General features: G+C 66.7%; 24 protein-coding genes. 9 read left to right on the top strand and 15 right to left on the bottom strand.

The window, feature by feature from the left end:
* The first annotated feature begins 373 nt into the window (after positions 1-373).
* From VGH54_RS25120 to VGH54_RS25110, 3 genes are read left to right on the top strand one after another with little or no spacing between them, the layout of a single operon-like run.
* Positions 374-1,159 (top strand): DUF6065 family protein, encoded by a 786-nt coding sequence (locus tag VGH54_RS25120; RefSeq protein WP_331514843.1) that lies wholly within the window; start codon positions 374-376, stop codon positions 1,157-1,159.
* 59 nt (positions 1,160-1,218) lie between these two features.
* Positions 1,219-2,424 carry a serine hydrolase domain-containing protein gene (locus VGH54_RS25115; RefSeq protein ID WP_331514841.1) on the top strand — a complete coding sequence of 402 codons (1,206 nt, stop codon included), beginning with the start codon at positions 1,219-1,221 and terminating at the stop codon, positions 2,422-2,424.
* Complete coding sequence (locus VGH54_RS25110; RefSeq protein ID WP_331514840.1) at positions 2,424-2,963, top strand: GNAT family N-acetyltransferase; 540 nt, start codon at positions 2,424-2,426, stop codon at positions 2,961-2,963. The genes VGH54_RS25115 and VGH54_RS25110 overlap by 1 nt, the downstream gene beginning before the upstream one ends.
* 69 nt (positions 2,964-3,032) lie before the next feature.
* Here the strand turns inward: VGH54_RS25110 and VGH54_RS25105 are convergent, their stop codons facing one another.
* The 5 genes from VGH54_RS25105 to efp form a co-directional block, all read right to left on the bottom strand.
* Positions 3,033-3,599 carry a TetR/AcrR family transcriptional regulator gene (locus VGH54_RS25105; RefSeq protein WP_331514838.1) on the bottom strand — a complete coding sequence of 189 codons (567 nt, stop codon included), beginning with the start codon at positions 3,597-3,599 and terminating at the stop codon, positions 3,033-3,035.
* Between the two features lie 11 nt (positions 3,600-3,610).
* Entirely contained in the window at positions 3,611-6,382 is a 2,772-nt protein-coding gene (locus VGH54_RS25100; RefSeq protein WP_331514837.1) for an aminotransferase class I/II-fold pyridoxal phosphate-dependent enzyme, read from the bottom strand.
* Between the two features lie 109 nt (positions 6,383-6,491).
* On the bottom strand, positions 6,492-6,845 hold the full coding sequence (locus VGH54_RS25095; protein ID WP_331514836.1) for an antitermination protein NusB: 354 nt from the start codon (positions 6,843-6,845) through the stop codon (positions 6,492-6,494).
* A complete protein-coding gene (nusB, locus tag VGH54_RS25090; RefSeq protein WP_331514835.1) occupies positions 6,842-7,312 on the bottom strand; it encodes a transcription antitermination factor NusB in 471 nt (156 codons plus the stop codon). The genes VGH54_RS25095 and nusB overlap by 4 nt, the downstream gene beginning before the upstream one ends.
* Positions 7,309-7,872 (bottom strand): elongation factor P, encoded by a 564-nt coding sequence (gene efp / locus VGH54_RS25085; protein WP_331514834.1) that lies wholly within the window; start codon positions 7,870-7,872, stop codon positions 7,309-7,311. Before efp ends, nusB begins: the two co-directional genes overlap by 4 nt.
* 309 nt (positions 7,873-8,181) lie before the next feature.
* On the opposite strand from efp, the gene VGH54_RS25080 reads away from it, so the two are divergent.
* Together VGH54_RS25080 and VGH54_RS25075 are read left to right on the top strand one after the other, a co-directional pair.
* On the top strand, positions 8,182-8,412 hold the full coding sequence (locus VGH54_RS25080) for a hypothetical protein (protein WP_331514833.1): 231 nt from the start codon (positions 8,182-8,184) through the stop codon (positions 8,410-8,412).
* A gap of 14 nt (positions 8,413-8,426) precedes the next feature.
* Complete coding sequence (locus VGH54_RS25075; protein WP_331514832.1) at positions 8,427-9,452, top strand: aldo/keto reductase; 1,026 nt, start codon at positions 8,427-8,429, stop codon at positions 9,450-9,452.
* Positions 9,453-9,604: 152 nt separating this feature from the next.
* On the opposite strand, the gene VGH54_RS25070 is transcribed toward VGH54_RS25075, so the two are convergent.
* On the bottom strand, positions 9,605-10,711 hold the full coding sequence (locus VGH54_RS25070; protein ID WP_331514831.1) for a Xaa-Pro peptidase family protein: 1,107 nt from the start codon (positions 10,709-10,711) through the stop codon (positions 9,605-9,607).
* Between the two features lie 33 nt (positions 10,712-10,744).
* On the opposite strand from VGH54_RS25070, the gene VGH54_RS25065 reads away from it, so the two are divergent.
* The gene (locus VGH54_RS25065; RefSeq protein ID WP_331514830.1) at positions 10,745-11,506 is read left to right on the top strand and encodes a B-4DMT family transporter; all 762 of its coding nucleotides are present in this window, start codon (positions 10,745-10,747) and stop codon (positions 11,504-11,506) included.
* On the opposite strand, the gene aroQ is transcribed toward VGH54_RS25065, so the two are convergent.
* The 6 genes from aroQ to VGH54_RS25035 all read right to left on the bottom strand — a co-directional run bounded on the left by aroQ (position 11,503) and on the right by VGH54_RS25035 (position 15,767).
* The gene (gene aroQ, locus VGH54_RS25060; RefSeq protein ID WP_331514829.1) at positions 11,503-11,934 is read right to left on the bottom strand and encodes a type II 3-dehydroquinate dehydratase; all 432 of its coding nucleotides are present in this window, start codon (positions 11,932-11,934) and stop codon (positions 11,503-11,505) included. The genes VGH54_RS25065 and aroQ overlap by 4 nt on opposite strands.
* The gene (aroB, locus tag VGH54_RS25055; protein ID WP_331514828.1) at positions 11,931-13,019 is read right to left on the bottom strand and encodes a 3-dehydroquinate synthase; all 1,089 of its coding nucleotides are present in this window, start codon (positions 13,017-13,019) and stop codon (positions 11,931-11,933) included. The genes aroQ and aroB overlap by 4 nt, the downstream gene beginning before the upstream one ends.
* A complete protein-coding gene (locus VGH54_RS25050) occupies positions 13,016-13,681 on the bottom strand; it encodes a shikimate kinase (protein ID WP_414688797.1) in 666 nt (221 codons plus the stop codon). The genes aroB and VGH54_RS25050 overlap by 4 nt, the downstream gene beginning before the upstream one ends.
* Positions 13,682-13,686: 5 nt before the next feature.
* Positions 13,687-14,892, bottom strand: a complete 1,206-nt coding sequence (gene aroC / locus VGH54_RS25045) for a chorismate synthase (RefSeq protein WP_331514842.1) — start codon at positions 14,890-14,892, stop codon at positions 13,687-13,689.
* A 54-nt stretch (positions 14,893-14,946) separates the two neighbouring features.
* Positions 14,947-15,360, bottom strand: a complete 414-nt coding sequence (locus VGH54_RS25040; protein WP_331514827.1) for a hypothetical protein — start codon at positions 15,358-15,360, stop codon at positions 14,947-14,949.
* A 104-nt stretch (positions 15,361-15,464) separates the two neighbouring features.
* Positions 15,465-15,767 (bottom strand): MerR family transcriptional regulator, encoded by a 303-nt coding sequence (locus VGH54_RS25035; RefSeq protein ID WP_331514826.1) that lies wholly within the window; start codon positions 15,765-15,767, stop codon positions 15,465-15,467.
* Positions 15,768-15,900: 133 nt separating this feature from the next.
* Here VGH54_RS25035 and VGH54_RS25030 point away from each other — a divergent pair, with 133 nt between their 5' ends.
* The 3 genes from VGH54_RS25030 (at position 15,901) to VGH54_RS25020 (ending at position 17,059) form a co-directional block, all read left to right on the top strand.
* Positions 15,901-16,320 (top strand): HSP20 family small heat-shock protein, encoded by a 420-nt coding sequence (locus VGH54_RS25030; protein ID WP_331514825.1) that lies wholly within the window; start codon positions 15,901-15,903, stop codon positions 16,318-16,320.
* A gap of 32 nt (positions 16,321-16,352) precedes the next feature.
* The gene (locus VGH54_RS25025; protein WP_331514824.1) at positions 16,353-16,670 is read left to right on the top strand and encodes a hypothetical protein; all 318 of its coding nucleotides are present in this window, start codon (positions 16,353-16,355) and stop codon (positions 16,668-16,670) included.
* 233 nt (positions 16,671-16,903) lie between these two features.
* Positions 16,904-17,059 carry a hypothetical protein gene (locus VGH54_RS25020; protein WP_331514823.1) on the top strand — a complete coding sequence of 52 codons (156 nt, stop codon included), beginning with the start codon at positions 16,904-16,906 and terminating at the stop codon, positions 17,057-17,059.
* Between the two features lie 28 nt (positions 17,060-17,087).
* Here the strand turns inward: VGH54_RS25020 and VGH54_RS25015 are convergent, their stop codons facing one another.
* The 3 genes from VGH54_RS25015 to mltG all read right to left on the bottom strand — a co-directional run.
* Positions 17,088-17,507, bottom strand: coding sequence for an A24 family peptidase (locus VGH54_RS25015; protein ID WP_331514822.1), 420 nt, complete (start codon positions 17,505-17,507; stop codon positions 17,088-17,090).
* Positions 17,508-17,517: 10 nt separating this feature from the next.
* Positions 17,518-18,333 carry a shikimate dehydrogenase gene (locus VGH54_RS25010; RefSeq protein WP_331514821.1) on the bottom strand — a complete coding sequence of 272 codons (816 nt, stop codon included), beginning with the start codon at positions 18,331-18,333 and terminating at the stop codon, positions 17,518-17,520.
* The coding region (gene mltG, locus VGH54_RS25005) for an endolytic transglycosylase MltG (RefSeq protein ID WP_331514820.1) at positions 18,311-18,969 on the bottom strand (659 nt) is incomplete at its 5' end. The genes VGH54_RS25010 and mltG, both read right to left, overlap by 23 nt.

Below are 18,969 nucleotides of genomic sequence, written 5' to 3'. Positions count from 1 at the left end.
TGGCGAAGCGACGGGGTCGACGTGCTGGACCCCAATCGCCTTGCCGCACAGCCTCATTGACCTGTCACGTCACAAGCGTCGCTTCAGCACCTGCGCCAAAGGACTTTCGATGTGCCCACCTCACTCGGAAATAGGACGAATGCCCTGGTGAGCGTCCTGGGCGCTCAGGCCGAATTTCCATCCACCCACACCGGGGCGCAGCCCCTTGACCGCTCTGAGCGAATTGCGAGGAGGACTTCTGTTCGGCACTCCGGCGGCACCCGCCACAGCACTCACCCAGGAGCGGTTAGTAATCTCATCCGAGTTCCAACGGGCCGCCAACCGCCGCAGCATGACGTGGGCCATGTTTCTGGGAAAGGGATTCCAGGATCCGATGAGCGACGAGTCGAACGTGCCGGACCGGCCACTGATCGGATTCCTCGCCAGTGAGCACGCGCCGCCGATCAGACCCGCGCCGATCAACCGGGCGTGGATGTCAGAGACGCGCGGAGGTTGGGCGAATCGCTGTTTGCCGCTGCTCATTGCCAATCAGGGTGGCTGGGAGCTGCGCAATCCGAGCGCGTTCACCGCTACCTGGATGGGTGGCAACACCCCCGCAGGTCTGATGATCGTGCCCGACCGGCGCGACCCCGGTCAGCTTCTGCCTGCGAGCAATTTCGGCTACGGCATTCTGACCTGGCATCTGCCGATCCTGTTTCGCACTCCGCCTGGCTACGATCTCTTGGTCCGCGGGCCGGCGAACCATCCGAAAGATGCCGTTTCAGCGCTCGAGGGCGTCGTCGAAACCGACTGGGCCAGTTCAAGTTTCAGCATGAACTGGAAATTCACCCGCCAGTTGATGCCGGTGCGATTCGAGATCGATGAGCCGATCTGCATGATCGTGCCGCAGCGCCGAGGTGAGCTGGATGAATTCGCCCCCGAACTCAAGCCCATCGAATCCGACGAAGACCTGCGCCGCAAGTACGAGTTCTTCCTTCGATCACGCCACGAGATGGGACAAACCCAGGCAGCGACGGACACCACCGTGGGAGAGCGGGTGCCGTGGGAAGGCGACTACGCGCGAGGAAACCATGCCGACGGCGAGGCCGGGGCGCCGGATCACCGAACTCGCCGTCACCTTCGTCCGTTTGTGCAGCCACACGACCAGAACCAGCCTTAGGGCTGCCGGCGTCGGACCTGGTATGTCCGTGCGCCACGCCACTGGCTAACCTGACTCGGGTGAATCTCGACGGCAACCAGGCCTCCATTCGTGACGCCTGCGACGCCGGTCTGCTCGCCGGCGCCGTGACCATGGTGTGGCAGCACGGAAAAATGCTGCAGGTCAACGAAATCGGCTCCCGGGACGTCGATGCCCAGTTACCGATGCAGCGAGACACGCTGTTTCGCATCGCGTCGATGACCAAGCCGGTCACCGTCGCGGCCCTGATGAGCCTGGTCGACGAGGGCAAGGTGGCGCTGCGCGACCCGGTCGTGCGCTGGCTGCCGGAATTCGCCGACCTGCGAGTGCTGGACGATCCGACCGGCCCAATGGATCGAACCCATCCGGTTCAACGGGCAATTCTGGTCGAAGACCTGCTCACCCACACCAGCGGCCTGGGCTACGGATTCTCGGTCGGCGGACCGATCTCCCGGGCCTACATCCGGCTGCCGTTCGGGCAGGGCCCCGACGCGTGGCTGGCCGCGCTCGGCGAGCTACCGCTGGTGCATCAACCGGGTGAACGACTGACCTACGGCCACTCCACCGACGTGGTCGGCATACTGGCTTCGCGGATCGAAGGAAAACCGTTCCATCAGGTGCTCGACGAACGAATCCTGCAGCCGCTGAGCATGATTGACACCGGATTCCACGTGACGCTGGAGGGTCGCCGACGCGCGGCGACCATGTACCGGCTCGACGGCAACGACAAACTCCAGCACGACGTGATGGGCCAGCCGCACATCGCGCCCCCGGCGTTCTGCAATGCCGGTGGCGGGCTGTGGTCGACTGCGGATGACTACCTGGGGTTCATCGAAATGCTTTTGCGCGACGGGACAGTTAACGGTGTCCGGGTGCTCTCAGCGGAATCGGCACGGCTGATGCACACCGACCGGCTCACCGACGACCATAAGCGGCATAACTTCCTCGGATCACCGTTCTGGATCGGGCGCGGTTTCGGGCTCAATCTGTCAGTGGTCACCGATCCGGCGAAATCGGCCCCGCTGTTCGGGCCGGGTGGTCTCGGGACATTCAGTTGGCCCGGCGCGTACGGGACGTGGTGGCAGGCCGATCCGACGGCCGACCTGATCCTGCTGTACCTGATCCAGAACATGCCCGCATTGTCGGCCGATGCCGCTGCCGCGGTCGCAGGCAATACCTCGCGGGCGAAACTTCAAGCGGTGCAACCCAAATTCGTACACCGCACGTATCGAGCGCTGGGTCTGTAATGGCTGAGTTCATTCCTGAGCGCATCGAGGGACCGCGACTCCTGCTGCGCCTGCCGGTCATCGACGACGCCGGGCCGCTGTATCAACGGATTGCCCGCGATCCGCAGGTCACCAAATACCTACTGTGGACACCGCATCCCGACGTGGGCGCCACGCGGCGAGTGATTGCCGAGCGGATGAACGTCGACGCGCATGTGCGAACCTGGGTGATGGTGCTGCAGCACAGCGACGAGATCGTCGGGATGCTCAGTTGCGCACGCCCGATGCCGTACGCCGCAGAAATCGGGTACTCTCTCGGCCGGCGTTGGTGGGGCAAGGGTTTGATGTTCGAAGCGCTAGACATGCTGATGTCCACCTTGCGCGCCGACCCCGACGTGTACCGCGTTTGGGCGACCTGTCATGTCGACAACGAGCGTTCGGTACAACTGCTGGAGCGAGCCGAGTTCGTCCGTGAAGGCCGGCTGGCCCGTCATACGATCTACCCAAACCTCGGACCTGAACCACGCGACAGTCTGCTGTACGCCCAAGCGCTGCGCTAGACCATCGCGAACGGCGACACCTTGGCGCCGATCTCCAGCGCCCGCGAGTTCGCGGCTGCCGTCTGGAAGTCAGTGCCGCAGCATGACTTCCAGAAAATCCTCGCGGCGCCCGGCAGCCAACGGGCTGGGCCTGGAACCGGAGAGGTGCAGGAAACCGATGCCGGCGGCGAATGTCGCGCTAGCGCGCATCTCGGCCTGCTTATGGTCGAAACCGGAATCGAGGAAAGCCTGCCGGACCGCGGCGATGACCTTCTGATCGGATGCCCGAACCGCGGCCGCCACCGCGGACTCCGATCGTGCCCACTCACGCATGGCGCGCTCCAGCATCCAGTGCCGCCGCGGACCCACCAGCGCCGTCATCATCCGCGACAGCCGCTCCCGGGGCGGCTGAGCAGCAAGCCCATCGAAGGACCGGTCCTCGTCGCGGACCACGGCCCAGGTGTCGATCAGCGCGTTACGGTAGGCCGTCATGTCGCTGAAATGCCAGTAAAAGCTGCCCTTCGTGACGCCCAGACGCGTGCACAGATGGCCGAGGGTCAGGGCTTTGACACCGTCTTCGGCCAGCACCCGAAAACCCTCTTGCACCCAGTCATCCACGGATAGCCGGGAATTGGTCGCACTAACCGAAGACGCCATGGGCGGTAAGCCTAGCGATTACCGTTATGCCCGTCGTGGATGTTGACCGTGTCGGAACACCGCGCCGCATTGATTCGTTTCAGCGCGTCCTCGGTGAACACCGACAACCCCAGATCGGGGTTGTATCCGTGAATTTCCTTGACGTCGAGTTGAGCGAGGAAGTACAGGATCTGCTTGGAGACGACCTGGCCCGGAACCAGCACCGGAAAGCCCGGCGGATACGGCACCACGAATCCGGTTGACACCAGGGACTTTCCGTCAGCAAGCCGACGGCCGGCCTCCCCGAGCATGACGTGTTCGCGGTCGGCGTCCTCGTAGCCGGCGTAGAACGCCGAACGCATGTCGCCGAACGAGCTGGCGTCGTCGGGCCGGAAGGCGCTGTCGAACTCACTGAAGTCCGGCAGCGGCGGCAGGTCCTCGGTGATCTCCTCGACCCTGCGCCGGTGCAGGGCGCGGTCGTCCCTGCTGGCCGCGCACTGGGTTCGGTCGAAATCGGTGGCCACCCTGCGCAACACGTCGAGCAGATAGTGCACGCTCGACCAGGTCACCCCGATCGTGAAGATCAACAGCACGCTGTTGATCGACGTCTTGTTGATCTGGATGCCGAACCGGTCCATCAGGATCTTCTCGCGGAAGTCGTATCCGTTCATGCCCGTTTGACCCAGGTACAGCGTGACCCGCGTCGGGTCGAGCACGAATTGGTCGGACCGCCACGCCTCGTTCCACTCCTCCAACGCTCCTTGGCGCACCTGGCGGTAGGAGCTCACCGCGGAAAGCCGGAATTCGTCAGGTACCAAATCGGATTCGTCGAGGATGCGGAACCACTTACTGATCAGCCGGTCTTTGCGAACGCGGTGACGGAAGACCAGCGCCATGTCGTAGACATAGCGCACCATATCGAAACCTTCGATGTCGACCTGCCGACGGGCCAGATCCAGCGACGCGAGCAGCTGCTGATTGGGCGAGGTCGACGTGTGAGTCAGAAACGCCTCACCGAACGCGTCGCGCGACTGGGATTGGAAATCCTGGTCGCGGATATGGATCATCGACGCCTGCCGCAGCGCAGACAGCGACTTATGCGTCGAGTGCGTGGCGTAGACCCGGACCCGGGCCCGGCTGGGGTCGGGAAGCAACCGGTGTTCGCTCCACTCGACGCGGTCGATGCCCTGCATCGACTCACGCCACTGCTGGTACTCCTGCGCGTAAGCCGGCGACGACAGCATCAATTCGAGTTGCTCGGCGGCGATCATCGCGGTGCGTTGCCGCGCCCACGGCACCGCGGTGGCGAAGGCGTACCACGCCTCGTCCCACAGGAAGCAGATGTCCGGCTTGATCGCCAGCACCTCTTCCATCACCCGGCGCGGGTTGTAGACGACGCCGTCGAATGTGCAATTGGTAAGCGACAACATGCGCACCCGGCCCAACTGCCCGGCAGCCTCCAGGTCGAGCAGTGCTTTTTTGATGGTCTGCAGCGACACGGCGCCGTAGATCGCGAACGGCTGGAGCTCGTAGGCATCCAGGTAGAGCGGGTACGCCCCGGCCAGCACCAGACCGTAGTGGTGCGACTTATGGCAATTGCGGTCGATCAGCACGATGTCGCCGGGCCGAGTCAGCGCCTGCCCGACGATCTTGTTCGCGGTCGACGTTCCGTTGGTGACGAAGTAGGTCTGGTTGGAGTTCCAGGTGCGCGCGGCTTTGTCCATCGCCTTTTTGATGTTGCCGTGCGGGTCCAGCAGCGAGTCCAGTCCGCCCGAGGTGGTCGAGGTCTCGGCCATGAAGATGTTGCGGCCGTAGAACTCCCCCATGTCCTGCAGCGTCTTGGAGTTGAAGATGCTGGCGCCGCGGGCGACGGGCAGCGCGTGGAATTGACCGGCCGGCCGTGCCGCGTAGGCCCGTAGCGCGTCGAAAAACGGTGTGGAATAACGGTTCCTGATACCGGCGAGCACGGTGGTGTGCAGGTCGGTGACGTCGTTGAGCCGATAGAAGGTGCGGTCGTAGACGTCGGACTGGTCCTCGGCCTCGGCGGCAATCGACTCGTCGGTGAGCAGGTAGAGGTCGATGTGTGGTCGCAGTTCGCGGATCCACTCGCCGCACTCGACCCAGTCGTGGGTGCGGTCGGTGGCCACCACGTCGTCGTTTCGGCCGAGCAGTGTGGTCATCAGCGGCACCCGATCGTGGGACCGCAGCGGAATGTCGTGGCGGATGATGGCCGCCTGGATCTCCCCGTTCAACGCGACCGCGGTGATGGCGTCCTCAACGCTGGACACCACGAGCAGCTCGAACTGCACGTCGTCGCCGACGTCGCGAATCGCGCGCAGACTTTCCGCCAGGCCTTCGGGTGCGGTGACCGGGGCGTCGTCGGCGAGCAGCACGGTGTAGAACTGCTGTTCCTTGGCCCGCGCGACCAACTCCTGATCGGCCAGCGACGTGGAGGTGTCGAACAAGGCCGCGCGGTCGCCGTATTCGGAGAGCAGTCGCACCGCCAGCGACACCTGTTCGGCGAGGCTGACCGTGGCGAGTTGATCCAGATAGCCGCAGTAGGCCGCCAGGTTCTCCGGACCCGGGTAGATCCAGTAACGCTCGTACGCGCTGAGCCGGTTGAGCAGGCGCCGCACCCGGGCGGCCTCGTGGGCGGTGTCCATTCCGGCGCGGTCGACGACGGCCAACTGGTGGCATGCGTCGTCGAGCAGGTTCCAGGTGTCGATGCGCGAGTACGACGGGTTCGCCACCGCCGCCAGCGCGGAAACACGCAGCCGTCTGGGGCGCCTGCCGTTTCGGTCCATAACGCCAGTGTGTCCCTCTGTTAACCACTATGCGGGCGTTTTGTCACCTCCACCTGGATTGCCACAACTGCCTCACCAGACGCTCAGAGACAGCAACCCCGCGACGGGCTCAGGCCTCGAAGTCGTCGTCTTTCCTGCCGCGGGTGATCGGAATCCAGCGGCGCGGGGCGACCTCGGTGGCGTCGGACAGCGATCGCACCACGGCTTGGGTTAACGCCATGATCGCGGCCATCACCGGAAGCAACGGCCGGAATGGCGTGACGGCATCGCGAACCGTCTCGATACGGCGGGCCAGCAGGAGACGCTCGATCGAGTGATACAGCCACGCGCCGACCCCGAGCGCATAGATCGCCAGCGCCGCCGCGATCGCCGCCTGCCCGTAGGCCGCGCACATCACCGCGCCCAGAATCACCGTCGCCGCCAGAACGGCGGCGATCAGAGCGCGCAGCTCCAGCCGGGTCATGAATCGCCGGCGTCCCGAACCGCTTGGGCGGCCGCCCGGATCTGCGGCGTCACCAGCATCACCTGGCCGAGCACCCCGTTGACGAAGCCGGGCGAGTCGTCGGTGGACAGCTCCTTGGCCAGCTCCACCGCCTCGTCGACGGCGACCGGCCCGGGCACGTCATCGGCGTGCAGCAGCTCCCACACCGCGACACGCAGGATGGCCCGGTCCACAGCCGGCAGCCGTTCCAGCGTCCAGCCCTGCAAATGCGAAGCGATCAAGTCGTCGACGTGGGCGGCGTGCTCTGTGACGCCGCGGGCCACCGTCACCGTGTACGGGTTCAGCGGCGCCACATCGGATTTGGCCTCCGAAAGCGCGGTGCGGGCGTCTGCCGCCTCGGCCGGGGTCAATCCGCGAGCCTCGGCTTCGAACAACAAGTCGACGGCGCGCTTACGCGCCTGATGCCGCCCCCGGACGGGCCGACTCACGCGTTGACACGTCCCAGGTAGCTGCCGTCGCGGGAGTCGACCTTCAGCTTGTCGCCGGTGTTGATGAACAGCGGAACCTGAAGCTCGGCGCCGGTCTCGACGGTCGCCGGCTTGGTGCCGGCGCTGGACCGATCACCCTGCAGACCCGGCTCGGTGTGCGTGACCACAAGTTCGACGGTCACCGGAAGCTCGATGTACAGCGGCGCGCCGTTGTGGAACGCCACCTGCACCGGCAGGCCCTCCAGCAGGAACCGGGAGTCGTCACCGACCAGCGACTCCGGCAACGGGTGCTGCTCGTAGTCCTGGCTGTCCATGAACACGAAGTCGCTGCCGTCGCGGTAGAGGTAGGTGGTGTCGCGGCGGTCCACCGTCGCGGTCTCCACCTTCACCCCGGCGTTGTAGGTCTTGTCGACGACCTTCCCGGAGAGCACGTTCTTCAGCTTGGTGCGGACGAACGCCGGACCCTTGCCGGGCTTGACGTGCTGGAACTCGATGATCTGCCACAGCTGGCCGTCGATCACCAGCACGAGTCCGTTCTTGAAATCGGCAGTCGATGCCACAGTCGGTAAATCTCCTAGAGAAAGCCACTTTTTGCGTTGATGGGAGCCCACCAGATACCCAGCGGAGCTTACCCGCACCGCTGGTGAGCTCACATCGCCGGGATTGAGCTGAGCCGAGGCGATAAGCGCTCGGCGAAAGGTTCAGCCACGCGGACCCGTATCGACGGCCGTGCAAGGTGCGATCAATCGGCTTTACGGGGCGACCCCTGGCGCGTGGACCGTCGCTGTACTGCGGGCAGTAGACGGCGAGCGCGAGGCCGATGAACTCTCGCCCTGTCCAGCGTCAGACCCGTGTGGTCGTGTCGGAGTGTGGCGGCGTTCGACCGCGGCGGCGGATGCCGACACGACGGCGCATTGGCGCCGGTTGGCGATGGCGAGCGCGCGGTCGGTGATGTTGCAGCCGAGGCTGGACGGCGCGGCGATGAATTGCTCGTCGGCGCTGGGGATAAGTTGCCCAACAATAACGACCGGTTCAGCAAGTCTCAAAAGTTGACTCAATGGAAACAAGCCCAGCGACGAGGGGCTTCGATCAAGGGCTGACCGAGGAGGGATTAATGGAGCTGGCGGCGAAGCGCGAGATTGGGCGCACCGGTGTGGCAGTCACGCAGCTCGGGTTCGGCGGGGCGTCCATCGGCGAGCTGAACGCGATCCTTGACGAGGAAGGCGCGGTCGATACCGTTCGCGCGGCGTGGGACGCCGGGATTCGCTACTTCGACACAGCGCCGTGGTACGGGCGGGGCCTCTCCGAGCTGCGGATTGGCTCCGGCCTCCGCGGCAAGCCCCGCGACGAGTTTGTCCTGTCTACGAAGATTGGCAGGTGGCTGCGCGCCCCCGAGCGCCCAGAGCTCTTCGACCACACGCCGTGGACCGGCGGCCTCAGGATGGACGTCATCTTTGACTACTCCTACGACGGGCTCATGCGCTCGTACGAGCAGAGCCAGCTCCGGCTGGGCATCCCCCGCTACGACGTGGCAGTGATCCACGACCTGGACCACCTCTACCACGGCACCGGCCCCGAGCTCGAGTTCTACCTCGGGCAGCTGTTCGAGTCCGGGTGGCGCGCGATCTTGGAGCTGAAGCAGGCTGGCCTGATCCGCGCAGTCGGGGCAGGCATCAACCAACGCGGGATGATTCCTCGCTTCCTCGAGTACCTGCCGCTGGACTTCTTCCTCATCGCCACGCCATACACGCTCCTTCACCAGGAGGTGCTGGACGACGAGGTCCCTCAGGCGGTGGCGCAGGGCTGCTCGTTCATCATTGGCGCACCGTTCCAGAGCGGGATCCTCGCGACCGGCCCGACGCCCGGCGCCCACTACAACTACGCACCCGCGCCGGACTACGTCGTCGACAAGGTGCGTCGGATCGAGGCTGTCTGCGAGCGCCATGGCGTCCCCCTCGCGGCCGCGGCGCTTCAATTCCCGCTCGGGCATCCGAAAGTCGCGTCGGTCATCCCAGGCTCGGAGGGAGTCGCGCAGGTGAAGCGCAACGTGGAGACGTTCACCCACCCGATCCCAGCCGACCTCTGGGCCGAGCTCAAGCAGGAGGGTCTCCTCCGCGCCGACGCCCCGGTGCCCGCGTGAGGTTAGGCTGGCTACTCATCGCAGACGTTCTGGTCGGGACGTGACGGCTGCGGCCCTGATGGCTGCGGGCGAGGACGGCGAGGCGAGCGGTGACGAGCGCACGCCGCCAGAGATTCCGACCCATGTATTACCTGGTCAGAGCAGGTAGATAGCTAGGCTAGAATCGCCAGTTCCTTGGGGAACCGGGTGAGCAATTCCGGTGCGTGTCCGGAGGTTTCGTCAGCCACAACCAGCGTGTCCTCGATGCGGACGCCGCCACGGTCTGGCAAATAGACGCCGGGCTCCACGGTGACCACAGAGCCCGCACGTAATGTACCGGCGGCGGTAGCGTTGATCCCCGGCGCTTCATGGATCTGCAGCCCCACCCCGTGGCCGAGACCATGACCGAAGTGCGCGCCGTGCCCCGCGGCGACGATCACCTCGCGCGCCGCGGCGTCCACGTCGGCCAGGCCGGCACCGGCTTCCAGCGCGACCCGGCCGGCTCGCTGCGCATCACTGACCAGCTGGTATATCTCCAGCTGCCAGTCGGCAGCCTTGCCCAGCACGAAGGTGCGGGTCATGTCGGAGTGATAACCGCCGACCAGGGCGCCGAAGTCGATCTTGACAAAGTCCCCGTCGGCCAGCACCGCCTCGGTGGGCCGGTGGTGCGGAATCGCCGAATTCGCCCCGCTGGCCACGATCGTCTCGAAGGAGATGCCGTCGGCGCCGTGGTCCAGCATCAGCGCCTCCAGCTCGCGGCCCACCTCGCGCTCGGTGCGGCCCGGCCGCAGGCCGCCGCGGGCGATCAGGTCGGTCAGCGCGGCGTCGGCGGCTTCGCAGGCCAGCCGCAGCAGCGCCACCTCCCCGGCGTCTTTGATCTCGCGCAGCGCCTCCACGGTCTGTGCGGCGCGGACCAACTCGGCGCCGCCGCCCTCGGCCGCCGCAGCGGCGAGTGCATCGTAGACGTCCACCGTGACCACGTGGCTCTCGAAGCCCACCCGCTGCGCCCCGGTGGCCGCGGCCCGCCCGGCCAGGTAGCGCCCGCAGGCCCGCTCGATGGCCACTTCAAGATCGGGCGCCTGTTGGGCGGCCTGGGTGCGGTAGCGACCGTCGGTGGCCAAAACGGCGTCATCACCGTCCGCGAACACCAGCAGAGCCGCATTGGACCCGGTGAAGCCGGACAGATAGCGAACGTTGACCAGGTCTGTGACCAGCATCGCATCCAGTTCGGCCGCCCGAAGTCGAGCTCCGAGTGCGGCTCGCCGCTGGGAATGTGTCACGCCGTGTGACGCTACTCGCTACGCTGTGGCCCCATGACTAACTGGATGCTGCGTGGCCTGGTGTTCGGCGCCGCGATGGTCGTCGTTCGGCTGTTTCAGGGGACGCTGATCAGCGTGTGGCAAACGCACGCCGCATTGATCAGCATCGCGCTGCTTCTTCTGTTCATCGCCGGCGTGGTCGCCTGGGGGCTGATCGACGGCCGCGAGGACGCCGCCTCCAACCCCGACCCGGACCGTCGCGGCGATCTGGCGATGACGTGGCTGCTGGCCGGCCTGGTTGCCGGGCTGGTCAGCGGTGCGGTGACCTGGCTGGTCGCGGTGTTCTACAAGGCGCTGTACGTCGGCGGTCTGATCAACGAGCTGACCACGTTCGCGGCCTTCACCGCCTTGGTGGTGTTCCTTGGCGCGCTCAGCGGGGTTGCCATCGGCCGCTGGCGCGTTGACCGTACCGGCGCCTACAAGCCGCAGAGCGGCACCCGCGGCGAAGACGATCGGGCCGACACCGACGTGTTCGCCGCGGTCCGGTCGGAGCAGGCCGCCGGTGAGGGTGTCGCCTGGCCGCAGGAACAGTCGACGTCCGTCGCGACCGCCGAACGCGAGTACGAGGCGCCGACGGCCTACAGCCAGGAAGCCGACGAGACGACGGAAGCCGCCGGCCCAGGCGCCAGCGAGGAACAGACCAAGAAGATTCCCTGGCCGACGCCCAGTGCCGAGAAGACCGAGGCGCTGCCGGCCCACGAGCATTCCGAGCCGGCCACCGAGCACATCGAAAAGCCGAAGTCAGACGACCACTAGCGGCCGAGGCTGGCCAGGTACCGCAGGGCCAGTAGATACCCCTGGACGCCGCATCCCACGATGACCCCGGTCGCCACCGGGCTCAGGTACGAGTTATGCCGAAACTCTTCGCGCGCATACACATTGGAGATATGCACCTCGACCAAGGGGGCACTCAGCTCGGCACAGGCGTCCCGCAGGGCGATCGACGTGTGGGTCAGCCCGCCGGCGTTGAGGATCACCGGTTCTTTCGCGTCGGCGGCCTGGTGGATCCAGTCCAGCAGCTGAGCTTCGCTGTCGCTTTGTCGCACAACGACTTTCACGCCGAGTTCGGTGGCCTCACGTTCGACCAGCGCGACCAGATCGTCATGGGTGGTGTCGCCGTAGACTTCGGGCTCGCGACGGCCGAGCCGGCCGAGGTTGGGTCCGTTGATGACGTTGACGCTCATCGAGTGCCCACCTCCGCGTAGGCGGCCGCCAGCAGGGCCGGGTCCGGACCTTCCAGCCGACCGGGCTTGGCCAGGCCGTCGAGCACCACGAACCGCAGGACCCCTGAACGCGATTTCTTGTCGCCGGCCATGGACTCCAAGAGTTGCGGCAACGCGTCGGCGTCGTAGCTCGTCGGCAACCCCAGCGAGGTCAGGATGCTGCGGTGGCGCTCCGCGGTGGCGTCATCGAGACGCCCTGCCAGCCGGCCCAATTCGGCAGCGAACACCAACCCCACCGACACCGCGGCGCCGTGTCGCCATTGATAGCGCTCCCGCCGTTCGATCGCGTGGCCTAATGTGTGCCCATAGTTGAGGATTTCGCGCAGCTCGGACTCTTTCTCGTCCGCGGCGACCACTTCGGCCTTGACCACGATCGCGCGTCGGACCAGCTCCGGCAGCACCTCCCCCGACGGGTCCAGCGCCGCGTGCGGGTCGGCCTCGATCAGGTCGAGGATCACCGGGTCGGCGATGAAGCCGGCCTTGACGACTTCGGCCATGCCGGCCGCGATTTCGTTGTGCGGCAACGTCTGCAAGGTCGCCAGGTCGACCAGTACGGCGGCGGGCTGATGAAACGCGCCCACCAGGTTTTTACCGGCGTCGGTGTTGATCCCGGTCTTGCCGCCGACCGCCGCGTCGACCATCGCCAGCAGCGTGGTGGGCATGTGCACGATCGAGACGCCTCGCAGCCAGGTCGCCGCGGCGAAGCCCGCGACGTCGGTGGCGGCCCCGCCGCCCAGACTCACCAAGGCGTCCTTGCGGCCAATGCCGATGCGGCCCAGCACTTCCCAGATGAAACCCACCACCGGTAGGTCCTTGCCGGCTTCGGCATCCGGAATCTCGATACGATGTGCGTCAATGCCGTTGTCCGCCAGGTGGTGTCGAATCACCTCGGCCGTCTCGGTCAGCACCGGTTGATGCAGGATGGCGACCCGGTGCCGGCCGGCGAGCAGCTCGCCCAGCTCGCCCAGCAGCCCGGTGCCGATCAGCACCGGGTAGGGCGGATCGACGGCCACCTGCACCGTGACCGGTTCGGGGAGGTCCGTCATTTGTCCGCCTCGGCGCGACGGGCCGCGGCCAGCGCGGCCGGCGTGGCGGGGGTGGGCGGCGGCCCGGTTCGGGGCTCGGGCGCGCTGGGCACTTCCGGGGACGGCGTGCGGCGCCACGGCGGGCGGCGGCGGTTGCGCGCGAGGTTGCCCGGTTTCGGCTCGTTCAGGCGGCACACGATGTGCCGGACAACGGCTCCAGGGTTGCGACGGCTCGTGTTCACCCGAATCGTGGCGACCTTCCGGTAGAGCGGAACACGCTGGGTCATCAGCGCGCGAAACTTCTCAGCCCGGTCCGGCCCGGCCAGCAGCGGCCGCACCGTGTTGCCGCCGGTGCGCCGAACCCCTTCGGCCGCAGTGATTTCCAAGTAGATGACGGTATGGCCGGCCAACGCGGCACGCACCCCCGGAGTGGTCACCGCACCGCCGCCAAGCGACAGGACGCCATCGTGCTCGGCCAGTGCCGCCCGAATTACCTCTTCTTCGATGCGACGGAATTCTTGTTCCCCGTCGGTGGCGAAGATGTCGGCGATGCGGCGTCCGGTCCGCTCCTCGATCGCCGCGTCGGTGTCGAGCATGCCGACGTTGAGGGCCTTGGCCAGCCGTCGCCCGATGGTGGACTTACCGGATCCCGGCAGTCCGACCAACACTGCTTTCGGCGCCATCAGCGTTACCCGGACGCCCGAACTTCGCTGACCGGTTCACGCTCGGCCACCGACCGCAGGTAGGCGTCGATGTTGCGGCGGGTCTCGGTCAGCGAATCGCCACCGAACTTCTCCAGTGCGGCGCGAGCCAGCACCAGCGCCACCATCGTCTCGACCACCACGCCGGCCGCGGGCACCGCGCAGACATCCGAGCGCTGGTTGATCGCGACGGCCTCATCGCCGGTCGTCATGTCCACGGTGGCCAGCGCGCGCGGCACGGTGGAAATCGGCTTCATCGCGGCGCGCACCCGCAACGGTTCACCGTTGGTCATTCCGCCTTCCAGCCCGCCGGCCCGGTTGGTCGAGCGCACGATGCCGTCGGGCCCCGGGTACATCTCGTCGTGCGCCCGGCTGCCACGCCGGCGCGCGGTGGCGAACCCGTCCCCTATTTCCACGCCCTTGATCGCCTGGATGCCCATCACGGCGGCGGCGAGTTGGCTGTCGAGTCGGTTGTCGCCACTGGTGAACGAGCCCAGCCCGACCGGTAATCCGACCGCGACGGCTTCCACGACACCGCCCAGGGTGTCGCCGTCCTTCTTGGCGGCTTCGATCTCGGCGATCATCGACTCTTCGGCCGCCTTGTCGAATGCCCGCACCCCGCTGGCGTCGATCGCCGCGAGGTCACCGGCCTGCGGCGGCGGGCCTTCGTAAGGCGCTGAGTCGCCGATCGAGATGACGTGCGACAGCACCTCGACGCCGAGGGCTTGCCGCAGGAACTGCCGGGCGATGGTTCCGGCCGCGACGCGGGCAGCGGTCTCGCGGGCACTGGCCCGCTCGAGCACCGGGCGCGCGTCGTCGAACTCGTATTTGAGCATGCCCGCATAGTCGGCGTGACCGGGTCGCGGCCGGGTCAGTGGCGCGTTGCGCGCCACCTCCAGCTCCGCGGCGTCGACCGGGTCGGGTGCCATCACGGTTTCCCACTTCGGCCATTCGGTGTTGCCGATCTCGATGGCGATCGGCCCGCCGAGGGTGACGCCGTGACGCACCCCGGCCAGCACGGTCACCTGGTCGCGCTCGAACTTCATCCGGGCGCCCCGGCCGTAGCCGAGGCGACGGCGGGCCAGCTGGTCGGCGATGTCGTCGGAGGTGACGGTCAGTCCGGCGACCATCCCTTCGACCACGGCCACCAATGCTCGACCGTGCGATTCACCAGCAGTAGTCCATCGCAACACGAGTCCCATCTTCCCACGACAGGCCTCGACAATTAAAAAGCGGCAGAGTGCGCGCTAGCGCGCACGTCGCGCCGTGGCGAGCTGCCAGACGCCCAGCACCAGGGCCACGTCGCCCGCGCCGGCCAGCGCCCAGTTACCCGCGGAGCTCAACGGAAGCCAGCCAAGGGCCGCCGCCACCCACAGCGTCGGCGCCAGCAACAGGTTGGAAACCCCGCAACCCAGCGCAACGCCGCGGGAGATGGGACGGATCCGGTTCAGCCCGAGCAGCAACAAGGCGCCGCCGGCAAGGAACGCCAACCCACCGGCGACCAGGTCGCCCCGCGGCACGCCCCACATCTCGCCGAGCGGACCGCTCAGCGCGGCGACAACCGCACCTACCACGGTCCAGAACGCGAGATCGGTGCCGACGGAGCGCCAGCGTGTGTCGTTGATTCGGTCGGGGCTACGCGAAATCGCTGCATTCGTCATAAGGCGATGGTGCGGCGTAAGCCGCTGCCAGATCGACCGTCGGCGCTGCCAGACGCTGCCACTTCCGCGGATCGCATCGCGCTCACCTGATGCGGTTGCACCGACTATTGGCGCGACGATCCGGCGGTGCGCAGGGCGCTGTTGGCATCTTCGAGATCGAGGATGCGGGTGATGCCGGCGATGTTGACGCCGGCGGCCGCCAAGTCGGCAATGCGGCCGATCAGGGTGAGGTCCTCTGCGCTGTAACGGCGGGTGCCACCCTGGGTTCGTGCTGGGGTGAGCAGACCATGGCGTTCCCAGAGCCGTATCGATTGGACGGGTGCGCCGCACAGTTCGGCGACCACGGAGATGCCGTACACGCCCTGGTCGGGTGCGGGTCCGGGGCCGCGCTGCTGGTAGTTACTCATGCCCCTCGCATGGCGTCAGAAAATCTTATCTGGTTCTTGCCTAAGAAGCATACACGTGCTATATCAAATCTATGCCAAATGGCACACATTAACTGACGTCTGACACCAGATTAGAGAGTTGGAGGTGGCGACCATGCTGATGCGAACAGATCCGTTCCGGGACCTTGATCGCTTCACCCAGCAGGTGTTGGGGACCGCGGCCCGTCCGGCCGCGATGCCGATGGACGCCTGGCGCGAGGGTGAGGAATTCGTCGTCGAATTCGATCTGCCCGGGGTCAACGAGGATTCGCTGGACCTGGACATCGAGCGCAACGTCGTGACCGTGCGCGCTCAGCGTCCCGCTGTTGATCCCGGCCGGGAGATGCTGGCCAGCGAACGCCCCCGCGGGGTATTCAGCCGGCAGCTGGTGCTGGGTGACAACCTCGACACCGAGAAGATCGCGGCCTCCTACGACGGAGGGGTATTGCGATTGCGGATCCCGGTGGCCGAGAAGGCTAAGCCCCGCAAGATCGCGGTGGGCCCCGGCAACGGACACAAGGTGATCAACGCTTGATCGGCCGGTGAGCGCGGGATGGGTGAGCCACGATGAGGCACATAGTCACGGCGGCGCCGGCGACCAGCGACACCATCGATAGTCCGGAATCAGAAATTCTGTACCTGGATCCCGATGTCGCAGCGCTGATCGCCGAGGTCGACGCAATCTTGTGCGCAGCGCTCACCCCTGCCCGTCAGCCGCCGGCGCCACCAGCCATCGGCTGCGCCGTCATCGAGCCCCGGTTGGCTGGCAGGTCGTGCGGTGCATTGGTCCGCCCGCGGAGCGGACCAGTGCAGCCCGTCCGCGCCGTTCAACGCGGCCCCCCGAACCGAGAACAGCCCGCGAGCAAAATCATCGAGTCGACGTGAAAGGCAGGTGATGGCATCCCCGCAGATATAGCCGAGCCGCCCGCACACCCCCGGCCACACAACGGGCGCGCCTCACCTCGTCGTGTGAGGACACGCCGATGCCCATCCAGGCGATTCCCCGGGGGGCGGGCAGCTTGGCCACCACCTCCAGTGACGGAGCACCAGTGAACCTCGTGAATCTCGTGAATCACTAACACTTTTCGCCGCACAACCTGACGGGAAGGAAGCCAGCCATGATCGACTCTGTCTTCGATATCGCTGCAATCGGCTACCCGGGACCCGAAATCAGCTTTACCGATGCCGATCTCGCCGATTGGATCGAACAGCAGCAGACAGTGCCCCTGTCCGACGACGACTATCCCCACCAAAGTCCCTGGCGCGGCCCATAGCCGGGCTCATTGCCGTGGGGTGCGACAACTACAGCTGGGCCAGCCCTAACGCGGCAGCGCTGGCCAGACACATCGACGGGCCGTGCGGCACCGTCGTCGCCGACCAGCCGAGCCGCGCCACGATGCCCACCACAGCGGTCAACAGGGGCGCCGCAATCGCGGCCAGCAACCACACGTCGGCGCCGAAGCATCCGGTCAGCGCACCCAAACCGAGAGCCAGCTTCACGTCCCCGGCGCCCATCGCCGTCGGCGCCAGCAGATGCACCAGCAGATAGACCGTGGTCAACGCCGCGGCTCCCAGCGCCGCTGCCGGGCCGTGGCCTAAGCCGGCGGCGACGAGCATCATCGCCGCGAATCCCGCGAGGGTGAGCCGGTTGGGCAGTCGGCGTTGCCGGACGTCGTAGCCGGTCAGCGCCGCCATCCACAGCAGCACGGCCGCGGTCAGCATGCACCGCAGGCTAATCCAAGGCCGCCGCCATCGCCGCTCGCGGCGCGGGTTGACCTGTGAATTGTTCGACTTGCGCGAAGGCCTGGTGCAACAGCATCTGCAGACCGCTGATCACCCGGCCGCCCGCGGCGGCCACCGCAGACGCCAGCGGCGTCGGCCACGGGTCGTAGATCGCGTCCAGCAGCACCGGCACATCGGCGAAGGACGCCGCGTAACGCGCCGCGACCTCGGCGGGCAAGGTGTTGACCAAAACTCCGGCGGCAGCGACCGCATCGCTGATCGCGCCGTCGTTCAGGTCGCAGAACCGGGCCACTGCACCGACCCGGTCAGCCAGCTCGACCAGCCCGGCGGCCTTGTCCGGGTTGCGTGCGACGACGGCGATGTCGGTGATGCCCAATTCGGCCAGTGCCACGATCGCCGCCGGCGCCGTGCCGCCGGAACCCGCGACCACCGCGGCACCCGGCGCGAAGCCTTCTGAGCCCAATGCCCCTGCCACGCCGTCGATGTCGGTGTTATCGGCCCGCCACCCACTCGACGTCCGCAGCAGCGTGTTGGCCGAACCGACCAGCTCGGCGCGGTCGGTGCGCTCATCGGCGAATCGCAGCGCCGCGAATTTGCCGGGCATGGTCACCGACACGCCTACCCATTCCGGGCCGAATCCGCTTACGACGCCTGCCAATTCGTCGGCACCGCACTCGATCCGCTGATAGGTCCACCCATCCAGGCCGAGCGCCCGGTAGGCGGCCAAGTGCAGTTGCGGAGAGCGCGAATGCGCGATCGGCGAACCGAGCACCGCCGCCCTTTTAGCGGGCGCTGTCGAGGACACCGTTACGTTTGGCGGACTCGATGTTCGCCAGATGCTGTTGATAGTCGCGGGTGAACAACGTTGTGCCCTGCGGGTCGATGGTCACGAAGTACAGCCAGTCGCCGTCTTCGGGATGTTCGGCCGCTTGGAGGGCGTCGGTGCCGGGCGAACAGATCGGCGTCGCGGGCAGGCCGTCGTTGGCGTAGGTGTTCCACGGCGTGAAATTGCCGCGGTCGCCGTCGGTGGTCGCGACCTCGCGGCGGTCCAGCGGATAGTTCACCGTCGAGTCGAACTCCAGCTTGCGGTGCTCGGCCAGTCGGTTGTAGATGACCCGTGCCACCTTGGCGAAGTCCTGCGGTTTGGCCTCCCGCTGAACCAGCGAGGCGACCACCAGGACGTTGTACGGCGAGATGTTCATCGCGGTGGCGGTGTCCAGCAGACCCGACCTCGCGTAGTGCTCGGCGCTGGCGCTGATCAGTGACTCGAGGATTTCCTGTGGGGACGCCGACGGGTTGACGTTCCAGGTGCCCGGCCCGATCAGGCCTTCGATCCGACGGTGATCATCACCCATCGCCGTGGCCGAGGCGACGGCCCAGGGCGGTACGGAAAGTGAAGCCAGCGGCGTTTTTTCGGCCGCGGTGCGTAAATCGGCCGCGG

This window comes from Mycobacterium sp. (genome assembly GCF_036488105.1).
Taxonomy (GTDB): domain Bacteria; phylum Actinomycetota; class Actinomycetes; order Mycobacteriales; family Mycobacteriaceae; genus Mycobacterium.
The sequence above is the reverse complement of the archived record's forward strand: the minus strand, read 5'-3'. Positions and strand labels throughout refer to the sequence as shown.

What these genes read in the sequence shown, in the direction of transcription:
- VGH54_RS25120 (WP_331514843.1), top strand. Translation starts at nt 374, where the DNA reads ATGAGCGACGAGTCGAACGTGCCGGACCGGCCACTGATCGGATTCCTC.
- VGH54_RS25110 (WP_331514840.1), top strand. Translation starts at nt 2,424, where the DNA reads ATGGCTGAGTTCATTCCTGAGCGCATCGAGGGACCGCGACTCCTGCTG.
- VGH54_RS25105 (WP_331514838.1), bottom strand. Translation starts at nt 3,599, where the DNA reads ATGGCGTCTTCGGTTAGTGCGACCAATTCCCGGCTATCCGTGGATGAC.
- VGH54_RS25100 (WP_331514837.1), bottom strand. Translation starts at nt 6,382, where the DNA reads ATGGACCGAAACGGCAGGCGCCCCAGACGGCTGCGTGTTTCCGCGCTG.
- VGH54_RS25095 (WP_331514836.1), bottom strand. Translation starts at nt 6,845, where the DNA reads ATGACCCGGCTGGAGCTGCGCGCTCTGATCGCCGCCGTTCTGGCGGCG.
- VGH54_RS25075 (WP_331514832.1), top strand. Translation starts at nt 8,427, where the DNA reads ATGGAGCTGGCGGCGAAGCGCGAGATTGGGCGCACCGGTGTGGCAGTC.
- VGH54_RS25065 (WP_331514830.1), top strand. Translation starts at nt 10,745, where the DNA reads ATGACTAACTGGATGCTGCGTGGCCTGGTGTTCGGCGCCGCGATGGTC.
- aroQ (WP_331514829.1), bottom strand. Translation starts at nt 11,934, where the DNA reads ATGAGCGTCAACGTCATCAACGGACCCAACCTCGGCCGGCTCGGCCGT.
- aroB (WP_331514828.1), bottom strand. Translation starts at nt 13,019, where the DNA reads ATGACGGACCTCCCCGAACCGGTCACGGTGCAGGTGGCCGTCGATCCG.
- VGH54_RS25050 (WP_414688797.1), bottom strand. Translation starts at nt 13,681, where the DNA reads ATGGCGCCGAAAGCAGTGTTGGTCGGACTGCCGGGATCCGGTAAGTCC.
- VGH54_RS25040 (WP_331514827.1), bottom strand. Translation starts at nt 15,360, where the DNA reads ATGACGAATGCAGCGATTTCGCGTAGCCCCGACCGAATCAACGACACA.
- VGH54_RS25035 (WP_331514826.1), bottom strand. Translation starts at nt 15,767, where the DNA reads ATGAGTAACTACCAGCAGCGCGGCCCCGGACCCGCACCCGACCAGGGC.
- VGH54_RS25030 (WP_331514825.1), top strand. Translation starts at nt 15,901, where the DNA reads ATGCTGATGCGAACAGATCCGTTCCGGGACCTTGATCGCTTCACCCAG.
- VGH54_RS25025 (WP_331514824.1), top strand. Translation starts at nt 16,353, where the DNA reads ATGAGGCACATAGTCACGGCGGCGCCGGCGACCAGCGACACCATCGAT.
- VGH54_RS25020 (WP_331514823.1), top strand. Translation starts at nt 16,904, where the DNA reads ATGATCGACTCTGTCTTCGATATCGCTGCAATCGGCTACCCGGGACCC.
- VGH54_RS25015 (WP_331514822.1), bottom strand. Translation starts at nt 17,507, where the DNA reads ATGCTGACCGCGGCCGTGCTGCTGTGGATGGCGGCGCTGACCGGCTAC.